This window comes from Apibacter mensalis, assembly GCF_001418685.1.
Taxonomy (GTDB): domain Bacteria; phylum Bacteroidota; class Bacteroidia; order Flavobacteriales; family Weeksellaceae; genus Apibacter; species Apibacter mensalis.
The window spans coordinates 36,501-57,999 of sequence record NZ_LIVM01000011.1; the positions used below are offsets into that span (position 1 = coordinate 36,501).

Consider the following 21,499-nt stretch of genomic DNA (forward strand, 5'->3'; position numbering starts at 1 on the left):
TTTTATATACTTTTATAATTATATGTATCCAAACTTTATAGAAAAAGTAATCGAAGAGTTATTAGAAAAAAATAATGATTTATCTAAATTTAATATCATTATTCCGGGACGAAGACCTATTATTTTTTTTAAAAGTTACCTTATAAAAAAAGGTTATAATGGATTTTTACCTACTTTCTACACCATTGAGGATTTTATATATAAACATACCACTTTAGTAAAAATTGAAAATATACCCCTTTGGTTAGAAGCATTTCATATACAGAAAAAATTTATAAATGCAGAGGAAAGGCTGGATGAATTTTTAAAATGGATACCCACCCTGCTTAAAGATTTTAACGATATTGAAATTTTTTCTGAAAATCCGCAAAGAGTTTTAGAGCATATGGCCTCTATAGAAAGAATCGAAAATTGGGTTAGTAAGCTTGATTCTAACCGTGATAAAAAGTTATATTATAAAAACTTGAAATTTTGGGAGAATAATTTAATTCTATATAATAAATTAACAGAAGCATTAGAAAATAAAGGACTGGGAACGTATGGAATGATTTTAAATAGAGTTATAAATAATTTAACTACTGTAAACATACCTAATCATGAAATATTTGTTTTTGTCGGATTAAATGCATTAACACCTAAAGAAGAAAAGCTCATTAAACATTATATTTCGCATTCTGAAACTTATTTATATTGGGATGCCGATAACTATTATTTAAATGATAGTAATCAAGAAGCAGGTTATTTTTTGAGGAAATATAAAAATTGGAATTATTATGCAACTCGTGATTTTAAATGGGTAGGTGATGAATTCAACCAAAAAAAAAATATTCATGTAGTTAGTACCTCTCAGGATGTAGCCCAAGGAAAATATATTAGTTCAATTTTAAGCTCTATACCAGAAGAAGATTTACACAATACAGCGCTTGTATTAAGTGATGAATCTATCCTACCGGTAATTTTGGGGAGTATACCTGAAAATATAACCAGAGTTAACATAACTATGGGATTTCCCTTAAAAAATTCTTTTTTAGCTTCATTTTTTAAGCAAATATTTCAATTGCATATATTTAGGGAAAAAAATAAAGTCAAAGGATTTTATTATCGTGATATCTTATCTCTTCTCCAAAATCCATTAATTCATACCACTTTATCTGTTAACAATTTTATTTCTGAAATTAAAAAGAATAATCTTATTTATATATCAGATGCCCTCATTTATGAACGTTTGGGTAGTTTTTACTTTTATTTTATATTTAAAGAATATGGTAATCCCGTTGATTTAGTTCATCAGTTATATGAATACTGTACGGAACAATTTTGGAAAACAAATTCAGATCATCAAGTTTTAAAAGAAAATTATTTAAAATTTAAAAATCTCTTTTCAGTTTTACAAACCCAATTATCGCAAAATATTTCTATTCAAAGTTATTCGTTGCTTTACACGTTTTATCAGCATATTATCAGTAATGAAAGCATTGATTTTATAGGTGAGCCTGTTGATGGACTTCAAATAATGGGTGTATTAGAAACTAGGTTATTAAACTTTAAAAATGTTATTATAAGCGGAGTCAATGAAGGAATTTTACCGGGTGGAAAAAACGACAATTCCTTTATTCCTTTTGATGTCAGGAAGAATTATGGTATGAATACATTTTTAGAAAATGACGCCATCTATGCCTATCATTTTTACAGATTATTGCAACATGCCCAAAACATTACCTTAATTTATAATAATTTTACAGAGGGTATTAATTCCGGTGAAAAAAGTAGGTTTATAAGTCAATTGGAATTGGAATCCAAACATACTATTATCGAATCAGTCGCCACTTATGGAGGAAATTTAAAACAATCGAAAGAACTGATCATTGAAAAATCACCGGCAATAATAAATTCAATTCATGAATGGTTAAAAAATCCTATTTCACCCACCCACTTAACCGGCTATCATTATAATCCTATCAATTTCTATTTACGCAAAATTTTAAAGATCAATGAACAGCAAGAAATGGAAGAGGAAATTTCAGCATTAAATTATGGAAATTTAATTCATCATACCTTAGAATCAATCTATTCTCCTTTACAAGGAAATAAACTAACAGAAAAAGATTTACTTTTAGCATTGAAAAATTATTCCATTCATTTGAATAAATATATTAAAAAAGAATTAAATCCCGATTTATTTAAAAAGGGACAGAATTATTTACAAAAGCTGCTTGCAGAAAAAACCATAGAAAAAATATTATTAAGGGATTTAACCGACATAAAAAACGGAAATATCATTTTTTTAAAAGAAATCGAAAAAGAACTAGTTTCCACTATAGATTTACCGAAATTAGGAACTTTAACATTAAAAGGATTTGTAGATAGATGGGATAGCTTTAATAATGAGGATCGTATTATAGATTATAAAACAACATCAATTGACAAACTTAAATTCGAATCAGATAAATTTGACAGAATTCAAGAAAACAAAAATTTTAAATTCTTTATTCAGCTTGTTTTTTATGCTTATATGGTTTTACATGAAGAACTGTCAAATTCAGTAAAGGTGGGAATCTGGAGTTTCAAAAAACCTTTTCATGGATTAGAAATTTTACAAATAGATTCATCTGAAAAATTAAATGAATCTCAAGCAAAGATTTTATTTGAAGAAGTTGCGAAGCTGATTTTGGAAATAGCTGATCCTACTATTCCATTTGTTGAAAAATCTTCATTTATTAAATTCTAATAAAAAATAATTTTTAATTCAATTTAATGATTTAATTTTGATGTATAAGTTTCATTACCCATGACCGAAGATTTAAAAGATATAAAAAACCATTTTCCTATACTGAATCAATTTGTTAATGACAGACCTTTAGTATATCTTGATAATGCTGCGACTACCCAAAAGCCTATTTCTGTAATACAGGCAGAAGAGAAATATTATAAAACTATAAATTCTAATGTCCATAGAGGAATTCATACACTTAGTCAATTAGCAACAGTGGAAATGGAAGAATCCAGAAAATGTGTTCAACAATTTTTAAATGCAAAAAAGAATTACGAAATTATTTTTACTAAAGGTACTACCGATAGCATAAATTTAGTAGCCTCGGGTATTGAACCGTTAATTAAGGAAGGTGATGAAATTATTATATCCAATTTAGAACATCATTCTAATATTGTTCCTTGGCAATTTTTAGCAGAACGAAAAAATTTAAAATTAAATGTTATTCCTGTGGATGACAATGGAGAATTGATCATGGATGAATATGATCGGCTCCTTTCAAATAAAACTAAAATTGTTGCAGTGAATCATATTTCTAATGCTTTGGGGGTGGTCAATCCTATTGAAGACATTATAATAAAAGCACATAAGGTAGGTGCATATGTTCTTATTGACGGAGCTCAAGCTGTTTCGCATAGGAAAGTGGATGTACAAGCTTTAAATGCTGACTTTTATGTTTTCTCTGCGCATAAGCTTTATGGTCCTACCGGAGTGGGTGTTTTATATGGTAAAGAAGAAATCTTGGAATCTATGAAGCCTTACCAAGGCGGTGGAGAAATGATCAAAGAAGTTACATTTGAAAAAACAACTTATGCAGATTTACCTTTTAAGTTTGAAGCAGGAACACCTAATATTGCCGGTAATATTGTTTTGAAAAATGCAATTGATTTTGTACATACCATTGGTTTTAAATCTATTGTTAGGCATGAGGATGATATAATGAAATATGCTAAAGAAAACCTTTCGCAAATTGATAATATAATTATCTATGCTCAAAATGCTCAACATACTTCAGGAGCAATTTCATTTAATTTAAATTTTGAAAATATTCATTCTTCTGATGTCGGGTTTATCTTAGATAAACAGGGAATTGCTGTAAGAACCGGACATCATTGTGCACAACCAATTATGAAACGTTTTGGAATAAAAGGTACAATACGTGCTTCATTTGCAATTTATACAACCAAAGAAGATATTGATCAATTGGTAAAAGGTATATATTTAGCTCAAAAAATGCTTAAATAAAAATATATTTTAAATATTTTTTGAGTTAATATAATATGAATAAAAGCTTAATCAGTATTTACAAGTTAATTTGTAAATTACATACGCTGTTCTATCAATATATATTTACCAACTACCACTGGCGCCACCTCCACCGAAGCTTCCGCCTCCTCCAAAACCTCCAAAACCTCCACCTCGAGAATTGCCATTAGTACCACTGCCAAAAATACTTCCTCCTACAAATCCACCTAATCCACCCCAAAAATCATCATCATTATTTCTTCTCTTACCATTTCGATCGTAAAAGGTATTATTTTTATTATTCTTATGCATTAAGATGTATAAAAGTATGATGAAAAATATAAAAACGGCTATTATTATTCCTGATGTAGTATCATCCGAATCTTCTTGATTATCTGCTTTAAATTTCCCTTGAAGAACTTTTATAATTTGATCCGTACCGAAATTAATAGCTCCATAATAATCATTTTGTTTTAAGTAGGGAATCATATATTGATGAATGATCATACTTGAAGTGTAATCTGTCATGACATCTTCAACGCCTCTACCATTTTGTATTGTTAATTTATGATCATCGGAAGCTATTAATAGTAAAACTCCATTATTTTTATATTTTTGACCAATTTGCCATTTTTCACCCCATTTGGCACCCACATAATTTATATCGTCTCCTCCTAAAGTTTTAACAATGCAAACTATAATTTCTGTAGAGGTTGAATCACTATAAGATATTAATTTGGCATTTAGATTATTCTTTTGTTCTTCTGTAAGAACAGTAGCGTAATCATTTACGGGATAAATTAATTGGGGTTTTTCCGGAATTTTGAATTCACGTTGGCTATATAAAAAATTATTTAAAAATAATAAACCAGATAGGACTAAAAAAAATTTAACGGGAGATTTCATTGGATAATTCATTTTCAATATTTTTTCCATCTGTAGGAAAAAATTTTTTCAATTTAGTTCCTGTTTTTAAAATAGCATTAATTAATCCTTCTTTGTATTTTTCATCTTTAAATGAGAGGGTAATTTCTTTTAAAAGCTCATCCCAAAAATTCTGATATACGTATTTATGAATATTTATATCTCCAATAATTGCAATTTTTTTCTTATTTTCCGATACATAAAATAAGACCCCATTTCTATCTTTAGTTTTTTCCATACCTAACTTAGTAAAGATGGATTGTGCCGTCGCCAATGCATCTCCCTTTAGGTTTTGGTCTAAATGTACACGAATTTCTCCTGTAGACATTGCTTCGGCTTGTCTTATGGCTTCAATAATATATTCTTCGTCTTGGGGTGTAAATAGCATACTGGAAGTTTTATTTCAAATTATTTACCATTTAACAATTGATCAACATTAGGAGCTTTTTCAGCACCGGCATCTGCTTTAAAAGTACCTTTTTCTTTGAAATTTCTAAAATTTGCTACTATGCTTGCTGGAAATTTTTGGATATAATTGTTATAAGCAGTTACTGATTGATTAAAGTTATCTCTGTCAATTTTAATTCTGTTTTCCGTACCCTCCAATTGATTTTGAAGACCTAAAATATTCTGATTAGCTTTTAAATCCGGATATTTTTCAATAGTTACCAATAATCTGCCTAAAGCAGAACCTAAGCCGGACTGAGCTTTTTGATATTCAGCTAATTTTTCCGGAGATAAATTGGAAGGATCAATCTGTACTGAGGAAGCTTTGGCTCTTGCTTCAATTACAGAGGTTAAGGTTTCCTTTTCATAATTGGTTGCTTTATTTACGGTCGCTACTAACCCGGGAACTAAGTCTGATCTTCTTTGATAAGAACTTTCTACTGAACCCCATTTTAAATTGACATCGTTATTGAGTTCAATCATATTATTATTAATGCCGATCCCCCACATAAATATTCCGATAACAATCACAGCGATTAATCCTATAATACCACCTCCGATTAAACATCCTTTTTTCATAATTTTAACTTAAATTTATATTTACGATTAATTTACAATAGTATCCAATATATCAAATATTATTCCTAAAAAGTAAGGGAAGTTTTATATACTTCCCTAAATTTATGTCTTAATAAATTATTTTTTATAAAGCAGAATCCGCTTTTTTCATTTCTTCCATTTTATCTTTCATTTGCAGAACCCTATAGGCTTCTTTTAAAGTCTGTATAATTCCTTTATCTTTTTTATCATAACCGTATGCTTTTTCCAAATAAGGTAAAGCTTGTTTAAACATTTCCCTTCTTTTTTCAACTAAAACATCATATTTCTGTTGATCTGATTGTGAAGATCCTAAAGATTTCATTTTTAGAACAATATCCTTATCGGGAGATAATAATAGAGCTGCCAAGTTCAAATATGCTTCCGGATAATCCGGCTTAATGCTTAAGGCCTTATTATAGTTATCTTTAGCTTGAGAAATAGTTTTGGGGTCTTTACTGTATAAAACTCCTAAATTGTAATAAGAAACATAATCATTAGGATTTTTTTGAATAATTTCTTTTAATTTAGCAATATACTTATCGGTTTGACCGGTTTGGTAATACAATTCTCCCATCTGTGATTGCAAATTAGCATCATTCGGTAATTTTTGTAATCCTTTTTCAACTAATGTCATTGCTTCGTTATATTTCTTATCAGCAATTAATAAGGAAATTGCATAATTATATAAATCTGCTTCTACAGAAGGAGATTCCTCTTTTTTAAAATCAGAAAACCCTGAATTGGAGGTAGATTTAAATAAGTTGTATTGCTCTTCGCGTAAACTAACTCTTTTGCCATTTTGTAAAGCCGTATAGGTAATAGTTTTACCTGTATAGCCTTTATTAAGTAATTCCAAATACAGTTCTAATGCTTTTGTATTATTCTTGCCTGCATGGTAAGAAATTGCTGCATAATATTTAAAAACTTCATCAGCATTTCCCGCCGCTTTAGTTAAATAATAAGATTCTAAAAAATGCTCCGCTGCCTTAGAAAATTGTTTGGCATTATATTCAGAAGTCGCTGTGTTTGACAATTCTTGTCTTTTTTGTTCTAAAACAGATATTATTTTCTGAATGTAATTTGTACCCGATTTAGTTTCTTTTAACTCTGTAAATCCTTCTAATTTATATCTTTCCGCTTCATCTTTTGTTAAAACAAAAACTTTTTCTTTAGTAGTTTTATTTTTTAAAGAATAAATCGGGCCTTTTTCATAAAGGGCTAATTTTGAAAAGACTTTAGCAGATTCAATAGTTTTTCCCTGTTTTAATAAGGAATTTCCTTTTACATATAAATATTTGGCGTATATATCAGGATCTATATTGGTACTCTTAAAACTTATAGTAGATTCAATTGGCTGAATTAATGATTCTGCTAGTGATTTATTTCCACTTTCAAATGCATTAAAAGCTTGTTTTATTTCTTTTTCTTGACTAAAAGACAACAAACTCACTAATAAAAACACAGAAACTGATATTTTTTTCATATGATGTTTTTTTTAATCCTGAAATTATGGATTATCTTCTTCATCTGATTCAGTAAAATCATTTACTGTGTCGGTTAAATCAATTACATTTTCATTATTTTCAACAGCATCTTGAATGGAGTCTCTTTCGATACTGTTTCCATTTTCATCGTATTCTTCTTCATCAACCCCTTCTTCTTTTTCTATTTTAGTTATAGCAGCAATTTCATCGTTCTTTTTAAGATTGATTAATTTAACCCCCTGTGTATTTCTGCTCATCACTCTAAGTTGCTCCACAGACATTCTAATGGCTACGCCAGATTTATTAATAATCATTAAATCATTATCATCGGTGACTTTTTGAATGGCGATCAAATTACCTGTCTTATCAGTTATATTTAAAGTAATAACTCCTTTTCCTCCTCGATTGGTGATACGATAGGCATCTGCATGAGTACGTTTGCCGTATCCTTGTTCAGAAACAACTAAAATAGTGTCATTTTCAGAATCTGAAATAATAACCATTCCTATTACTTCGTCCTTCTCATCTCCTAAAGTTATACCTCTCACACCCGACGCATTTCTTCCAATAGGTCTTAATTTTTCTTGAGGAAAGCGAATGGCTTTACCATATTTGGTAGCGATCATTATTTCATCGTTGCCGGAGGTTAAACTCGCACTAACAAGGGTGTCTTCTTCCCTAACGTTTATCGCATTGATTCCGTTGGCTCTAGGTCTTGAATAAGCTTCCAATGTTGTTTTTTTGATGGTCCCTTTTTGGGTAACCATTACTAAAAACGTATTGTTTATATATTCCTCATTTTTTAAATCATGAGTTAAAATATAGGCTTTGATTTTGTCATCAGATTCAATATTGATTAGATTCTGAATTGGTCTTCCTTTGGAGATTTTAGATCCTTCGGGAACTTCAAATACCCGTAACCAAAAACATTTACCTTTCTCCGTGAAGAAAAGCATATATTGATGTGCGGTTGCGGAGACAACATATTCAAGGAAATCTTCATCTCTTGTAGAAGCTGCACGATTTCCAACTCCGCCTCGTGACTGTGTCTTATATTCTGAAAGTGAAGTTCTCTTGATATATCCCATTTTGGATATGGTTAAGACAACTTTTTCATCCGGAATAATATCTTCAATACTCATTTCACCACCGGCAAAGTTTATCTCTGTCTTACGTTCGTCACCATATTTTTGCTTGATTTCTTCTAATTCTTCTTTAATAATAGAATATCTTAATCCTTCATCATTTAAAATCGTTTTAAGATTATCAATCTCTTTCATGATAGAATTATACTCGTCTCGGATTTTATCCAACTCCATTCCGGTTAAACGAGCCAAACGAAGATCAAGAATTGCTTGGGCTTGTATTTCCGTTAATTCAAATTCTTGAATTAAACCGGTTTTCGCTTCACCGGGACTGGAACTTTCTCGGATTATTTTTATCGCTAAATCCAAAGTATCTTGAGTGGCAATAACTTTCATAAATCCTTCCAAGATATGGGCTCGTTCTTGAGCTTTTTTCAGAAGGTATTGAGTTCGTCTTACCACTACATCATGTCTATGCTCTACAAAATGATGAATGATATCTTTTAAATTAAGTTGAACCGGTCTTCCGTTTACAAGTGCGATATTATTTACACTAAAGGAAGTTTGTAATGCGGTATATTTGTATAAAAGATTTAAAACTACATTCGGAATGGCATCATGTTTTAATTCATACACCACTCTCATTCCATTTCTATCGGATTCATCTCTTATTTCGGAAATACCTTGTAATTTATCCTCTTTGATCAACTCTGCAGTACGAGCAATCATATCAGCTTTATTTACCTGATAGGGGATTTCTGTAACTACTATGGCTTCTCTGCCATGCACCTCTTCAAAATTTGCTTTTCCACGTAAAATGATTCTTCCTCTTCCGGTTTCAAATGCAGATCTTACTCCTTCATAACCATATATGATACCCCCGGTAGGGAAATCAGGAGCTTTAATGTGTTGCATCAATTCATCAATGGTGATATTTCTATTGTCAATATAGGCGCAAATAGCGCTAATTGATTCAGTAAGATTATGAGGAGCCATGTTGGTGGCCATACCAACCGCTATGCCCGATGCTCCATTCACTAACAAAATAGGTATGCGAGTTGGCATCACTCTAGGCTCTTCTAGTGTATCGTCAAAGTTAAGTTGAGTGTCAACGGTATCTTTATCTATATCAGATAATATTTCTTCAGAAATCTTTTTTAAACGAGCTTCTGTATATCTCATTGCTGCGGGAGGGTCTCCGTCTACAGATCCGTAATTACCCTGTCCGTCTACGAGCTGATATCTCATAGACCATTCCTGAGCAAGTCTTACCATAGTATCATAAACAGATGAGTCTCCATGAGGGTGGTATTTACCCATAACCTCCCCAACGATTCTTGCTGATTTTTTGTAAGAGCTGTTGGCAGTAACTCCTAATTCATACATCCCATATAAAACCCTTCTATGTACAGGTTTCAAACCATCTCTCACATCGGGTAAAGCCCTGGAAACTATCACAGACATTGAATAATCAATGTATGATGATTTCATTTCATCTTCAATGTTAATAGGAATTAATTTTTCCCCTTCTCCTATCATAAGTGTACTTGTTTATTTTTTCTTTAGTATATAAGACTGTAAAGATAATGAATTTTTGTCGAACACACAATTAGACGTATAATCATAGCTTCTAATGATCTTCGACGTTTATTTTTAATTTTTTATATTAATTTTGCTTTCTAATTATTTCTTGTTAATACCATGATGATAATGTATTTGATTATGTAAAATATTCCTCTCTTAATACAATATTTTTATGCAAAAGTGTCTGTTGTACATCAATTATTCTTTGATTGGAACTGCCTCTAAATCGTAAATTTTCATCATATAAGGTATGAATGTATTTACCGTCTACCAGTACGTCTATAAAAGGTAAAATTTGTGATAATTTTTTGGACTTATGTATTTGTTCAAATGTAAATCCTGTGTAGCACCAAATATTTTTTTGAGTAGAAGTTTTAATTTTTCCGGCTAATTCAGCAAATTCTTTTACTTGTATTAACGGGTCACCGCCGGTAAAGGTAACATTTGAAAATTCTGAAAGTGTTACAAGGTCTACCAGTTCATCGACAACATAGTGTCTTCCTTTATGTATATCCCAAGATTCCGGATTATGGCACTTTAAACACTTATGTATGCAACCAGCGGCATAAATAGACGTCCTAAAACCGGGGCCGTCCACTGTTGTATCATGTATTATATCTACTATGGATATTTTAGTCATGAATGATTCGATCATTTAATTCCGCCAATTTTGCATTATTCCATCGGTCAGTTGTACCTACTAAATAACCTGTGATTCGTTGTAAACGGTCTATATGGTTACTTCCACATTTCGGACATTGATTCAGTTTAGAAGCAGCATTTTCATATCCGCATTGTAAACATCGGTTACGAGTATGATTCACGGAAGAATAACCGATATTATATTTATCCATCATATCAACTACAGTCATAATCGATTCCGGATTGTGAGTAGCATCTCCATCTATCTCAACATAGAAAATATGTCCTCCCCTGGTTAAATCATGATAGGGAGCCTCAATTTTAGCTTTTAAGTGAGCACTACATTTATAATAAACCGGAACATGGTTAGAATTGGTATAATAGTCTCTGTCTGTAATACCTTTAATTTTTCCGAAATCTTTTTTATCTTTCCTAGTAAATCTTCCTGCAATACCTTCTGCCGGTGTAGCAAGAACACTGTAATTATGTTTATATTTTTCTGAAAAGCTCAAAGACTTATCTCTCATAAATGTTACTATTTCCAGCCCTAGTTGCTGGGCTCCCTCATCTTCTCCGTGATGCTTTCCTATTAATGCCACTAAGGCTTCTGCCAGTCCTATAAATCCGATTCCCAACGTTCCCTGGTTAATTACTTTTTCTATACTGTTTTCTGATTTAAGTTCTTCTGAACCGTTCCATAGTGTAGACATCAATAAAGGAAATTGCTTGGGAGCTGCTGTTTTTTGAAACTCAAAACGTTGATGCAGCTGCTCTGCAACGATTTGTAATGTAGTATCCAGTTTCTTAAAAAATTGATGTATTCTCTCGGTTTGATTCTCAATTTGGCGATTTTCTAATGCTATTCTGACTAAGTTGATGGTGGTAAAAGAAAGATTTCCTCTACCGATAGATGTTTTCTCTCCAAATCTGTTTTCAAAAACACGAGTACGGCAACCCATAGTAGCAGTTTCATATTGGTATCTTTTGGGGTCATTTGCATTCCATTTTTCATGATAATTAAAGGTGGCATCCAAGTTTAGAAAATTTGGAAAAAAACGACGAGCACTGACTTTACATGCTAACTTGTAAAGATCATAATTAGGATCTTCCGGTAAATAACTAACTCCTCTCTTTTTCTTCCATATTTGAATAGGAAAAATAGCTGTTCCTCCGCTGCCCACACCTTCATCGGTACATCTTAATAATTCTCTTATCACACATCTTCCTTCAGGAGAACTATCAGTCCCGTAATTAATGGAACTGAAAACTACTTGATTTCCTCCTCTTGAATGAATGGTATTCATATTATGAATAAAAGCTTCCATAGATTGGTGAACTCTACTAACAGTTCGATTAATCGCGTGTTGTACAATTCTTTCGTCTCCTTGTTTTTGATTGAGTTCTTCCTTTAAGTAATCTTTAATTGTATAATCATACAGATGTTCATAATTTTGACCGTTACTATTCTCAAGAATTTTTATTTCTTCGATATAACTTTTTCTTACAAACGGTGCTAAATAAAAATCAAATGCCGGAATAGCTTGTCCTCCATGCATTTCATTTTGAGCAGTTTCTAAAGATATACAAGCCAGCATACTTGCGGTTTCAATTCTTTTGGCCGGTCTAGATTCTCCATGCCCTGCAAAGAAGCCGTTTTCCAATATTTTATTTAAAGGATGTTGTACGCATGTTAAACTTTTAGTAGGATAATAATCTTTATCATGAATATGTATATAATTGGAAAGAATTGCTTCTTTGGTATCAGGATTTAAAAGATAATCATCTACAAAGGGTTTAGTAGTTTCACTGGCAAATTTCATCATCATTCCCGCCGGAGTATCTGCATTCATGTTTGCATTCTCCCTTGTAACTTCATTAGACTTGGTTTCTATAATTTCCAAAAACATATTGCAAGTTTTAGCCTTTCTTGCAATATTTCTTTGGTCTCTATAAGCTATATATTTTTTTGCAACTTCTTTACGTGGACTTTTCATTAATTCCATTTCCACCATGTCCTGAATATCTTCAACAGTCATCTCTAATTTACCCTTGTAAGATATATCATCAGTAATTTTTTGTATTAAAAGAGAATCAACTCCATTTTTTGTGTTTTGCATAGCTTTGCTGATCGCATTTATAATCTTATTTTTATTGAAATCGACAATGCGTCCATCTCTTTTAATAACTGTCTGAATCATTTTATGTTTAATTTAAATATTTTAATCTAAGTTAGAATTAACCATTAATTAATCATAGTTAGATAAGTTTAGTTATATCAATCATCAAATGTTTATTATGAAGCAAGAATATAATGCTTATTTTAATTGATGTAGTTACTGAATTATCAATACTTTAGTGAGGTATTGATACAGAATTATTTTCTGTTGTTTGAAATGTATTAGACATAAGCTTCATATGGTATTACAAAGATAATCTTATTTTTACTACGCTTTTTTATTTATAAATTTAATTTTCAACATAAATATTTGTTATGATATTATTATTTAAATTTATATATAAATATCAATTATCAATCAAAAGATTGTAAAAAATGGATCAGTCAAAATAATAAAGAACTTCACTCTGTAAGATCAGCAATTAGTGATTAAAGTTATTAACAACGATTGATAGTTGGATATAATATTTTATTATATTTGAGACATGAAAAAATTGACAATACTTTTATTTTTATACATTTCTTTCACCTGTAATGCCCAGGATAAGAATCTTACCTGTTTAGATTTCAATCGAGGGGAATTCAGAAATATAAATGAAAATTCAAATTTAAGTTCTATAATTATTAGAGCTGGAAATAGACAATTGGAAGTTACCAATGGGGTTGAAACATATAAAAAAATAGAGTGGTTGAATGATTGTGATTATACATTATTTTTCTCTAATAAAGATGCTAAAAAGGACAACTTCAAAAAATTTATCAATAAGAATGGGGGGATAAAAGTAAAGACTGTTAAAATTGAAAAAAACATTTTATACTATAATACCTATTATTTTGATGGTAAAAAGGAAGTAATGGGAGAAGGGAAATTACTTAAGACCAGTAATCATGCTTCATTTAAATAAAATTAATAATAGTGTGATGGAAATGCCTTTTTAGGCTCAATATTAAAAATATTTAATTTTATGTAGGAATGTAAAAATCCTAAACCATAGGAAAAAAATTGAGTAAAAGTTGAAATTAAGGATAAAATTCCGACTTTAATACTTTTATTTTTATAACCGGAATCCATTATGATACTAAAACAATATAACAATAAAGGTAAGATAAATCTATAGTTTAATAAGGATAATAATAGAGATAAAATAGTAAATATCAAAAAGAGAGAAGGCAACCAAAAAGTTACTTTTGAATAGTTAGGATGTCTCTGATTTAATATGGGGCGTGCTATTCCAAAATGATATACTTGATTGGCAAATTTTTTAAGTGATGTCCTTCTTTTATGATAAACTTTACATTCAGGAAAAAACCGGGTATTATATCCTTTTTCCCAAAGGGTAAGGCTTAAATCAGGGTCTTCTCCCACTCTTAATTCAGAAAATCCACCAACACTTTCGAAAGCCTCTTTGGATATGCCCATGTTAAAACTTCTTGGTTGGAATTTATTTATAACCTTTTTATTTCCTCGAATTCCACCGGTTGTAAGTAGGGATGTCATGGAATACGATATTGCTTTTTGTAAATCTGTAAAATTTTTATCTGCTGAATCAGCCCCTCCAAAGGCATCTACATAATTGATATTTAATTCTTTACGTACGTTTTTAATATAATGAACGGGAGCGATACAATCTGAATCCAAGAAAATAAAATAATTACCTGAGGTATACTTAGCTCCATAATTTCTTGATAATCCTGCCCCTGAATTATTTTTGTAAAAATATTTAATATCTAATTTTTCAGTATAAGACGAAACAATTGGTTCAAGTTTATCTTCAGACCCGTCATCGACAATAACAATTTCGAAGTTTTTATCTGTTTGATTAATTAAACTATATAATAATTCCTGAAGTTCATCTTTTCTATTATAAACAGCTATAATAATAGATATTTTTAAATGTAAATCTCCATGCATAGTTTTTTTTAATGGTTACACGTCAATCCGAACGATATCGGCACCCAACACCCTCAATCTTTCATCAATGTTTTCATACCCTCTGTCAATTTGAAAAATGTTATGTATTCGGCTGGTTCCTTTTGCAGACATAGCGGCAATTAATAATGAAATACCGGCTCTGATATCCGGCGAAGTCATTACTGTTCCACGTAGAGGAATCTCGTGATTTAAACCTATAACTGTTGCTCTGTGCGGATCACAAAGAATAATTTGGGCACCCATATCAATAAGCTTATCAACAAAAAATAATCTACTTTCAAACATTTTTTGATGAATTAAAACACTACCTTTAGCTTGAGTAGCTACTACTAAAATGATGCTTAATAAGTCGGGGGTAAATCCAGGCCAAGGGGCATCCGAAATGGTTAATATAGATCCGTCTATAAAATTTTGAATTTTATAATGTTCTTGAGAAGGTATATAAAGGTCATCTCCTTTTTTTTCGATTAAAATACCCAATCTTCTAAAAGTGTCCGGAATATTTCCTAAATTTTCCCAGCTTACCTCTTTAATTGTAATTTCTGATTTAGTCATTGCAGCCAAACCAATAATACTGCCAATTTCAATCATATCAGGAAGGACTGTATGTTCGGCTCCGTTTAGCTCGGATACTCCGTAAACGGTTAAAAAATTAGACCCGACTCCTTCTATCTTAGCTCCCATTTTTATAAGCATCTTACATAATTGCTGAATGTATGGTTCACAAGCAGCATTATATATCTGAGTCTTTCCTTCAGCCAAAACGGCTGCCATAATGATATTTGCAGTTCCTGTCACTGAAGCTTCTTCTAAAAGTAAATAATTTCCATTAAGCTTTTTTGCTTTAACGGAATAAAATTTTTCTTCATCATCATATTTAAATTGGGCTCCTAAATCGATAAATCCTTTGAAATGAGTATCCAATCTTCTTCTACCGATTTTATCACCTCCAGGAACAGGAATATAGGCTTCTCCAAATCTGCTTAAAAGAGGACCAAGTAGCATGATAGAACCTCTTAGCTGAGCTCCGTTTTTTCTAAATTCTTTACTTTTCAAAAATTCAAAATCAATTTTTTCAGAACAAAATGTATAGTCTCCCTTAACATTTCGCACAACTTTAACACCTACTGTTTTTAAAATTTCAATAAGAATTAAGACATCCTGTATTTCCGGTATATTTTTTATCCTAACAGGTTTTGAGGTAAGAAGAGTTGCACATATAACTTGAAGAGCTTCATTTTTGGCACCTTGCGGATAAAATTCACCATGAAGAGGCTTTCCACCGCAAATCTGAAAAGTATTCATTATTTGTTTTTGTTTTTAGAAAAATTATTCTTCTTTAGATTTCTATAGTTGTTATTATTTCTATTCTTGTTTTTATAGGATATATTCGAATTATTCTGAACAGTAACATTCATTAAAGCTTCTTTGGAATTTAATTTTAATAAACCGTTAGATAACTCTTCTAAATGATTAAATATGACTTCATCCTCTACCTGATCTTTGTTCCATTTCAAGTAATTTTTTTTCATTTGATTAGCTATTACATATTTCAGTCCTTCTTTTTTATCTCCTTCTTCCCATGATTTTGCAATTTCAATCATTTTTTTCACATTAGTACCATAGTATCTGTATTTTGATTCGTTGGAAGGATATCCCATTTTTTTAGGTGCTGTATTCATTTCTGCTTGGGTTGGGATTGGATAAGGAGATTCTACTTTTAAATCAAAATTAGCCATTATAAAAAGCTGATCCCATAATTTATGCTGAAAATCGGGCACATCTCTCAAATGAGGATTTAAATCTCCCATTACATCAATAATTGATCTGGCAAATTTATTTCTTTCATCATCGTCCGTAATAGTCATACAATGATCAACTAATTGTTGAACATGTCTTCCGTATTCCGGAATAATCAATTTTTTTCTTTGAGTATTATACTCCATAATTTTATTTTAAAATTAATATTACAAACATTATATTGTGTAAAATTTACTGTAGAAAAAACTCCTTTGAATCCGACTTTCTTTATGGATAAGTTAAAGATTTATCTATAACAAAACATAATTAAATTAATAAAAATAAATTGCTGGGAAGAAAATTTTAAGATAAATAATTTCTTGCTCACTTATGTTGTAGGCAACTACTTTAGCCATTAAAGTATAATTATTTCTATTAAGCATTATTTGTAAAACTCCTAATTTAATAATAAATTTCCATATTATGTCATCGGATATTTTTTAAAAGGAACAATAGTTTTAGTAAATAATCTACTATTTGTAGGATGCAAATGTAGCTATAATTCTTGATATTTTCTCTGTCTTTACTATTTATTTAACTTATAGGTATTTTTTTATTAAAATTAATGTAAATAATCAAAACTTTTATACAACCAATCGAGTTGGAGTTATCTATATATACTTATAATTTTTACGATCCTATGTTTTTAATAACTATTCATTATTTAAAGTATTAAAAATTGTTCTCAAAAGTTATTTATAATTATATTTATATGTCTTCTTTACATATTTTCAGGAATGAAATTTTCTTTTTTGCGAAAAAAATGAAATTACTCCTAATAGTATAACTAGTAAAATTACAATATATACCCATATCGGTATTGGTACTGGATCTCCTTGAGCATAAGAATGCAATCCTGATAGGTAATAATTAACACCAAAATAAGTCATTACTATAGTTGAAAAAGCAATCAATGATAAAAAATTAAACAAGTATTTACCCCTCCAACTAGGAACTAATCGTAAGTGCAAAACAATAGCGTAAACAATTACTGAGATAAACGCCCAGGTTTCTTTAGGATCCCAACTCCAGTAACGTCCCCAGCTTTCATTTGCCCAGATTCCTCCCAAAAAAGTTCCGACGGTTAATAAAAAGATACCTATGGTAAGTGATATTTCATTTACTATAGTTAATTCTTTAATTGAATTTTCAACCTTATGGAAAATATTTTTATGGTTAATTATAAATAAAAATAATACTACAACTCCTATTAAAGCACTCAAGCCAAAAAAACCATAACTAGATGTTATTACCGCAACATGGATCATTAACCAATAAGATTTTAGAACAGGAACTAAAGGAGTAATTTGTGGATTCATCTGATCTCCTCCGTGAGCAAACCCCATTAAAATGACAGCTACCCAACAGCCTGCTGCAGGTATAAATCCATTTCTGTTTCGATATAATAAAAAGCCGGCCAGAACACTTATCCAGCTTATAAATAATACCGCCTCATATCCATTCGACCAAGGTTCATGTCCCGAAATATACCATCGTACTGCTAGTCCAACTCCATGCAAAAGTGCAATTAATATTACAAAACCCAATAAAATACATTCTGACCAACTATATAATTTATATTTATCGGTAAATAATTTTGTAAAAGCAAGTACCAATAACAAAAGTCCCAGCAGAGCATACCCGATCATTATTTTGAAAAATATATTCCAATGATTATATCGAATTTCCCAATCGATCTTAGCTTGAGGAGGTATAATATTTTTACCCCATTTAACTTGATAATCCGATATTTTTTTTAGTGCTACATCAGCCTTATTCCAATTTCTATCTTTTTCTGAAATTACTACTGCTCTAAAATACCCTCCAATTAATTTCAAAGCAGTACTATCTGTTTTTAAATCCGGTGAAACCCAGGACGTCCAAGTATGATTATTATCGTTTGGTATGGGAATTAATTTTAAATATTGACCACTGATTAAGCCTTGCATTACTTGAAGCTTATCATTCAGTTCAATGATTTCTTTATCGTAATTGGTTCTTTCGGATGTTTTTTTTCTAAATGCTTTTTTGAAATCATTTGCCAAAATAAAATCGGGTGATCCGTCCGGTTGGGTTGTAAATAAATTCATTAAAGAGGTATAACCTTTTTTATTAGCTCGAGTTAGCTTTTTTAATTGATCACCTCCCCTATTGCCAATTTTTATCAAAGGTACATTTGCCCAAATCATCGGATTAATTGATATGGAGATAAAAAATTGGTTAGCATCTAAATCATAGAATTTTTCGCTTTTATATAACTTTCGTAAAACTTCTAAAGCTAACGTATTTATGGGTTCTATTCTTCCCTCCGATGATTGAACCAAAAGTTTACCGAATTTATCCGAATGTGATTTAGGAATGACTATACTTTTGCTAAATGATTCTCCCTCATATTCTTGTGAATAAGTTGAGTTGTAACTAGGGGAATGCTCCTGTTTATAAATTAATTTTGAATTGGAATTTTTATCCCTATCGGTATCGTGTATTTGTTTATTTATCTTAATTCTATCCTTATTATTCTTTTCCAAATTTTGTGTAAAGGCATATTGACTAAAAAAAATAAACAGCAGTAATATGGATAATTTTTTATGAGCAGCTATTTTTTTTAATTGTTTATTTAATTTTGAAAATCTGGTCCCTTTCCAAAACAAAGTCATAAACATTCCCACTATTAATAAAGCATAACCTATATAGGTTAGGGTCGTTCCCCAAAAATCGTGATTTACTGATAATATCGTTCCTTTTAAATCGGAATCAAAACTGGATTGAAAGAATCTATATCCTTTATAATTCAATACGTGGTTCATATAAATTTTAAAAGGAGTTTCTTTTCCATCGTCTAAAATTACTATATCGGATTCATAAGAAGATGGACTGTTACTTCCCGGATAATGTTCCATAATGAATTTATTCAACTTTAGATAAAATGGAGAAGTTGTATATATTTTAGATCCATAGCCTAGGGAAATAATTAAATTATCTAAAGTTACTTGTTTTTGAACGCCGGTTAATCCTTTTTTTCCATAAAATAAAAATTCTTTAGATTCATGATTTGTCGAGGCTTTCATGTATATAAGATCGGGATCATCTGAATTTTTATTTTTATCCCCTTCGTAATAAATGATTTTCCCTGATTGAGGAGGAGTCGGTATAACGAAACTGACATGGGGAAACTGATAGAGACTTGCAAAATGTAAAACTTGTTTTTTTTGGTTTCCTTCCACAGAAATCTCATCCCGGGTAGTCATGATCATACGCTTACCCATCATAGGGGAAGAAATGAATGTTTCCTCTTTATCTGTAGTAATATTTATTGCTTCCGGTAGATAATTGTTAAAACTTATCGTAGAATTTTGAACTTGTCTTGCGGTTCCTTCTTCTATATAAATAGTTTCTCTCCCTCCTTTCCCTGAATAAATTACTTTTAGAATACGTTTCCCTGAATGGCTTAATTGTATAGAATCCTGAGCTCTCGGAATAAATTTAAGAGATTCTAATTTTACTTTTTTACCTAAAAAATCGTAAGTAGCAGAAAACTTTTTTTGGAAAGGCTTAAGTATCGTAGGTATATTTTCCGAAGTTAAAGTAAAAGGAATATCTTTATATACTCTAGTTTCTCCGTTATAATCTGATATCTGAACTTTAAAGTAAGTTGCATCTGAAATGATTTCATTACTAGCATTTCCTTCCCTAATATGCATTTGCCCTTCAAAACTAATGTATCTTGTAATTGCACCTCCAATAAATATTAGGATAAAAGATACATGGAATACCAAAATGGGCCATTTTTTTAAAGACCAGAGATTATATTTTTTAATATTTCCAATAAAATTTAATACTAAAATGATCATAATCAGTTCAAACCATTCCGAATTATATATTAGTGCCTTGGCTACTGAGGTTCCGTAATCATTTTCTACCAAGGTAGCCCATGCCATTGTCAAGGCATAAATGCCCAACATAATCGCTGTTGTTTTAGTAGAAAATAATAAGTTAAGAATTTTCTTCATTGGTTTTATATATTATTTTATAAACTTTCAAAAATACATTAACTTACCTCTACATTCAAAATGTTTACAATGTAAACAGTTAAAACATAATTTATTTCTAATTTTTTATTCTGGAATTTCATTAGTTGGTGTTAATTTTCCTCGTTGGAAGGCTCTTTGAAGGATGGATTCTATAAATGCATCATCTCGTATATGATAGGGATCAAAGGGCTCTTTTAAATCTATATCGAAAGCTCTTGCTTTCGCATTCCACCAGAAAGCTGACCATCCATTCCTTAATTCTTTAATTATCTCATACACGGTTTTACCGGTAGAACGATACATGAGTTTAGAAAATATTTTACCCTCCGTTTTTGTTAATGCTTTTAGTTTATCTTCGTATTCTTCAGAAAGTTGCTTTTGCCTTTTTTTTATATATTTTCGAAATGAAGAATTATTTAGATTTAAATTCAGCGAATCATGTAAATTATTATATTGTTTAAGTGCTATTAGAAAATACGGATAAACTTTAAAAACTTTTTTTTTAAGCCAGTTATATTGGTTCTTGTCTAAGTCATTATTAAACTTAGGCATAGCTTGGACTTGTATGGTCTTTAAATCGATTAATACACTGTCTACCGTAATACTATATTTTGATGATTCATTAAGCATTACTGAATCCGAATTGAAGAGGATATTAGTTTCTAATGAATCTCTTTTTTGACATTGAGCGATACTAAAAATCAAGATGCATAAAATAGTGAAAATTTTATTGTTCATAAATTTTATCCCATCAAAAACTATTCCCAAATTTAGTACA

At 30.5% G+C, this 21,499-nt stretch carries 15 protein-coding genes; 3 read left to right on the forward strand and 12 right to left on the reverse strand.

Annotation, left to right across the window (positions count from 1 at the left end):
• The first annotated feature begins 22 nt into the window (after positions 1-22).
• Together ASC36_RS08265 and ASC36_RS08270 are read left to right on the forward strand one after the other, a co-directional pair.
• Positions 23-2,728, forward strand: a complete 2,706-nt coding sequence (locus tag ASC36_RS08265) for a PD-(D/E)XK nuclease family protein (RefSeq protein WP_055426027.1) — start codon at positions 23-25, stop codon at positions 2,726-2,728.
• 60 nt (positions 2,729-2,788) lie between these two features.
• The gene (locus ASC36_RS08270) at positions 2,789-4,015 is read left to right on the forward strand and encodes an aminotransferase class V-fold PLP-dependent enzyme (protein WP_055426028.1); all 1,227 of its coding nucleotides are present in this window, start codon (positions 2,789-2,791) and stop codon (positions 4,013-4,015) included.
• A gap of 105 nt (positions 4,016-4,120) precedes the next feature.
• On the opposite strand, the gene ASC36_RS08275 is transcribed toward ASC36_RS08270, so the two are convergent.
• The 7 genes from ASC36_RS08275 to ASC36_RS08305 all read right to left on the reverse strand — a co-directional run bounded on the left by ASC36_RS08275 (position 4,121) and on the right by ASC36_RS08305 (position 12,979).
• Positions 4,121-4,921, reverse strand: a complete 801-nt coding sequence (locus ASC36_RS08275; protein ID WP_073961254.1) for a TPM domain-containing protein — start codon at positions 4,919-4,921, stop codon at positions 4,121-4,123.
• Positions 4,905-5,327: a TPM domain-containing protein gene (locus tag ASC36_RS08280; protein WP_055426030.1), complete on the reverse strand. Its 423-nt coding sequence runs from the start codon at positions 5,325-5,327 to the stop codon at positions 4,905-4,907. The genes ASC36_RS08275 and ASC36_RS08280 overlap by 17 nt, the downstream gene beginning before the upstream one ends.
• A gap of 20 nt (positions 5,328-5,347) precedes the next feature.
• Complete coding sequence (locus tag ASC36_RS08285; protein ID WP_055426031.1) at positions 5,348-5,965, reverse strand: LemA family protein; 618 nt, start codon at positions 5,963-5,965, stop codon at positions 5,348-5,350.
• Between the two features lie 124 nt (positions 5,966-6,089).
• The gene (locus ASC36_RS08290; protein ID WP_082435428.1) at positions 6,090-7,469 is read right to left on the reverse strand and encodes a tetratricopeptide repeat protein; all 1,380 of its coding nucleotides are present in this window, start codon (positions 7,467-7,469) and stop codon (positions 6,090-6,092) included.
• Positions 7,470-7,493: 24 nt separating this feature from the next.
• Positions 7,494-10,094 carry a DNA gyrase subunit A gene (gene gyrA, locus ASC36_RS08295; protein ID WP_055426033.1) on the reverse strand — a complete coding sequence of 867 codons (2,601 nt, stop codon included), beginning with the start codon at positions 10,092-10,094 and terminating at the stop codon, positions 7,494-7,496.
• 181 nt (positions 10,095-10,275) lie between these two features.
• The gene (gene nrdG / locus ASC36_RS08300; protein ID WP_055426034.1) at positions 10,276-10,779 is read right to left on the reverse strand and encodes an anaerobic ribonucleoside-triphosphate reductase activating protein; all 504 of its coding nucleotides are present in this window, start codon (positions 10,777-10,779) and stop codon (positions 10,276-10,278) included.
• Entirely contained in the window at positions 10,772-12,979 is a 2,208-nt protein-coding gene (locus tag ASC36_RS08305; RefSeq protein WP_055426035.1) for an anaerobic ribonucleoside triphosphate reductase, read from the reverse strand. Before ASC36_RS08305 ends, nrdG begins: the two co-directional genes overlap by 8 nt.
• A gap of 463 nt (positions 12,980-13,442) precedes the next feature.
• Here ASC36_RS08305 and ASC36_RS08310 point away from each other — a divergent pair, with 463 nt between their 5' ends.
• Positions 13,443-13,862 carry a hypothetical protein gene (locus ASC36_RS08310; protein WP_055426036.1) on the forward strand — a complete coding sequence of 140 codons (420 nt, stop codon included), beginning with the start codon at positions 13,443-13,445 and terminating at the stop codon, positions 13,860-13,862.
• A gap of 2 nt (positions 13,863-13,864) precedes the next feature.
• Here ASC36_RS08310 and ASC36_RS08315 read toward each other — a convergent pair whose 3' ends face one another.
• The 5 genes from ASC36_RS08315 to ASC36_RS08335 all read right to left on the reverse strand — a co-directional run bounded on the left by ASC36_RS08315 (position 13,865) and on the right by ASC36_RS08335 (position 21,459).
• Entirely contained in the window at positions 13,865-14,869 is a 1,005-nt protein-coding gene (locus ASC36_RS08315) for a glycosyltransferase (RefSeq protein WP_055426037.1), read from the reverse strand.
• Positions 14,870-14,884: 15 nt separating this feature from the next.
• Complete coding sequence (murA, locus tag ASC36_RS08320; protein ID WP_141656238.1) at positions 14,885-16,198, reverse strand: UDP-N-acetylglucosamine 1-carboxyvinyltransferase; 1,314 nt, start codon at positions 16,196-16,198, stop codon at positions 14,885-14,887.
• Positions 16,195-16,836 carry a DUF4290 domain-containing protein gene (locus ASC36_RS08325; RefSeq protein WP_055426039.1) on the reverse strand — a complete coding sequence of 214 codons (642 nt, stop codon included), beginning with the start codon at positions 16,834-16,836 and terminating at the stop codon, positions 16,195-16,197. Before ASC36_RS08325 ends, murA begins: the two co-directional genes overlap by 4 nt.
• Before the next feature lie 585 nt (positions 16,837-17,421).
• A complete protein-coding gene (gene ccsB / locus ASC36_RS08330; protein ID WP_073961253.1) occupies positions 17,422-20,700 on the reverse strand; it encodes a c-type cytochrome biogenesis protein CcsB in 3,279 nt (1,092 codons plus the stop codon).
• A gap of 105 nt (positions 20,701-20,805) precedes the next feature.
• Positions 20,806-21,459: a DUF4294 domain-containing protein gene (locus ASC36_RS08335; protein WP_055426040.1), complete on the reverse strand. Its 654-nt coding sequence runs from the start codon at positions 21,457-21,459 to the stop codon at positions 20,806-20,808.
• Positions 21,460-21,499: the final 40 nt, after the last annotated feature.

Coding starts and splice junctions, on each gene's coding strand:
- ASC36_RS08290 (WP_082435428.1), bottom strand. CDS start 7,469: ATGAAAAAAATATCAGTTTCTGTGTTTTTATTAGTGAGTTTGTTGTCT.
- ASC36_RS08310 (WP_055426036.1), top strand. CDS start 13,443: ATGAAAAAATTGACAATACTTTTATTTTTATACATTTCTTTCACCTGT.
- ASC36_RS08270 (WP_055426028.1), top strand. CDS start 2,789: ATGACCGAAGATTTAAAAGATATAAAAAACCATTTTCCTATACTGAAT.
- ASC36_RS08335 (WP_055426040.1), bottom strand. CDS start 21,459: ATGAACAATAAAATTTTCACTATTTTATGCATCTTGATTTTTAGTATC.
- ASC36_RS08325 (WP_055426039.1), bottom strand. CDS start 16,836: ATGGAGTATAATACTCAAAGAAAAAAATTGATTATTCCGGAATACGGA.
- ASC36_RS08285 (WP_055426031.1), bottom strand. CDS start 5,965: ATGAAAAAAGGATGTTTAATCGGAGGTGGTATTATAGGATTAATCGCT.
- ASC36_RS08275 (WP_073961254.1), bottom strand. CDS start 4,921: ATGAAATCTCCCGTTAAATTTTTTTTAGTCCTATCTGGTTTATTATTT.
- ASC36_RS08280 (WP_055426030.1), bottom strand. CDS start 5,327: ATGCTATTTACACCCCAAGACGAAGAATATATTATTGAAGCCATAAGA.
- ASC36_RS08265 (WP_055426027.1), top strand. CDS start 23: ATGTATCCAAACTTTATAGAAAAAGTAATCGAAGAGTTATTAGAAAAA.
- ASC36_RS08305 (WP_055426035.1), bottom strand. CDS start 12,979: ATGATTCAGACAGTTATTAAAAGAGATGGACGCATTGTCGATTTCAAT.
- nrdG (WP_055426034.1), bottom strand. CDS start 10,779: ATGACTAAAATATCCATAGTAGATATAATACATGATACAACAGTGGAC.
- ASC36_RS08315 (WP_055426037.1), bottom strand. CDS start 14,869: ATGCATGGAGATTTACATTTAAAAATATCTATTATTATAGCTGTTTAT.
- ccsB (WP_073961253.1), bottom strand. CDS start 20,700: ATGAAGAAAATTCTTAACTTATTATTTTCTACTAAAACAACAGCGATT.
- gyrA (WP_055426033.1), bottom strand. CDS start 10,094: ATGATAGGAGAAGGGGAAAAATTAATTCCTATTAACATTGAAGATGAA.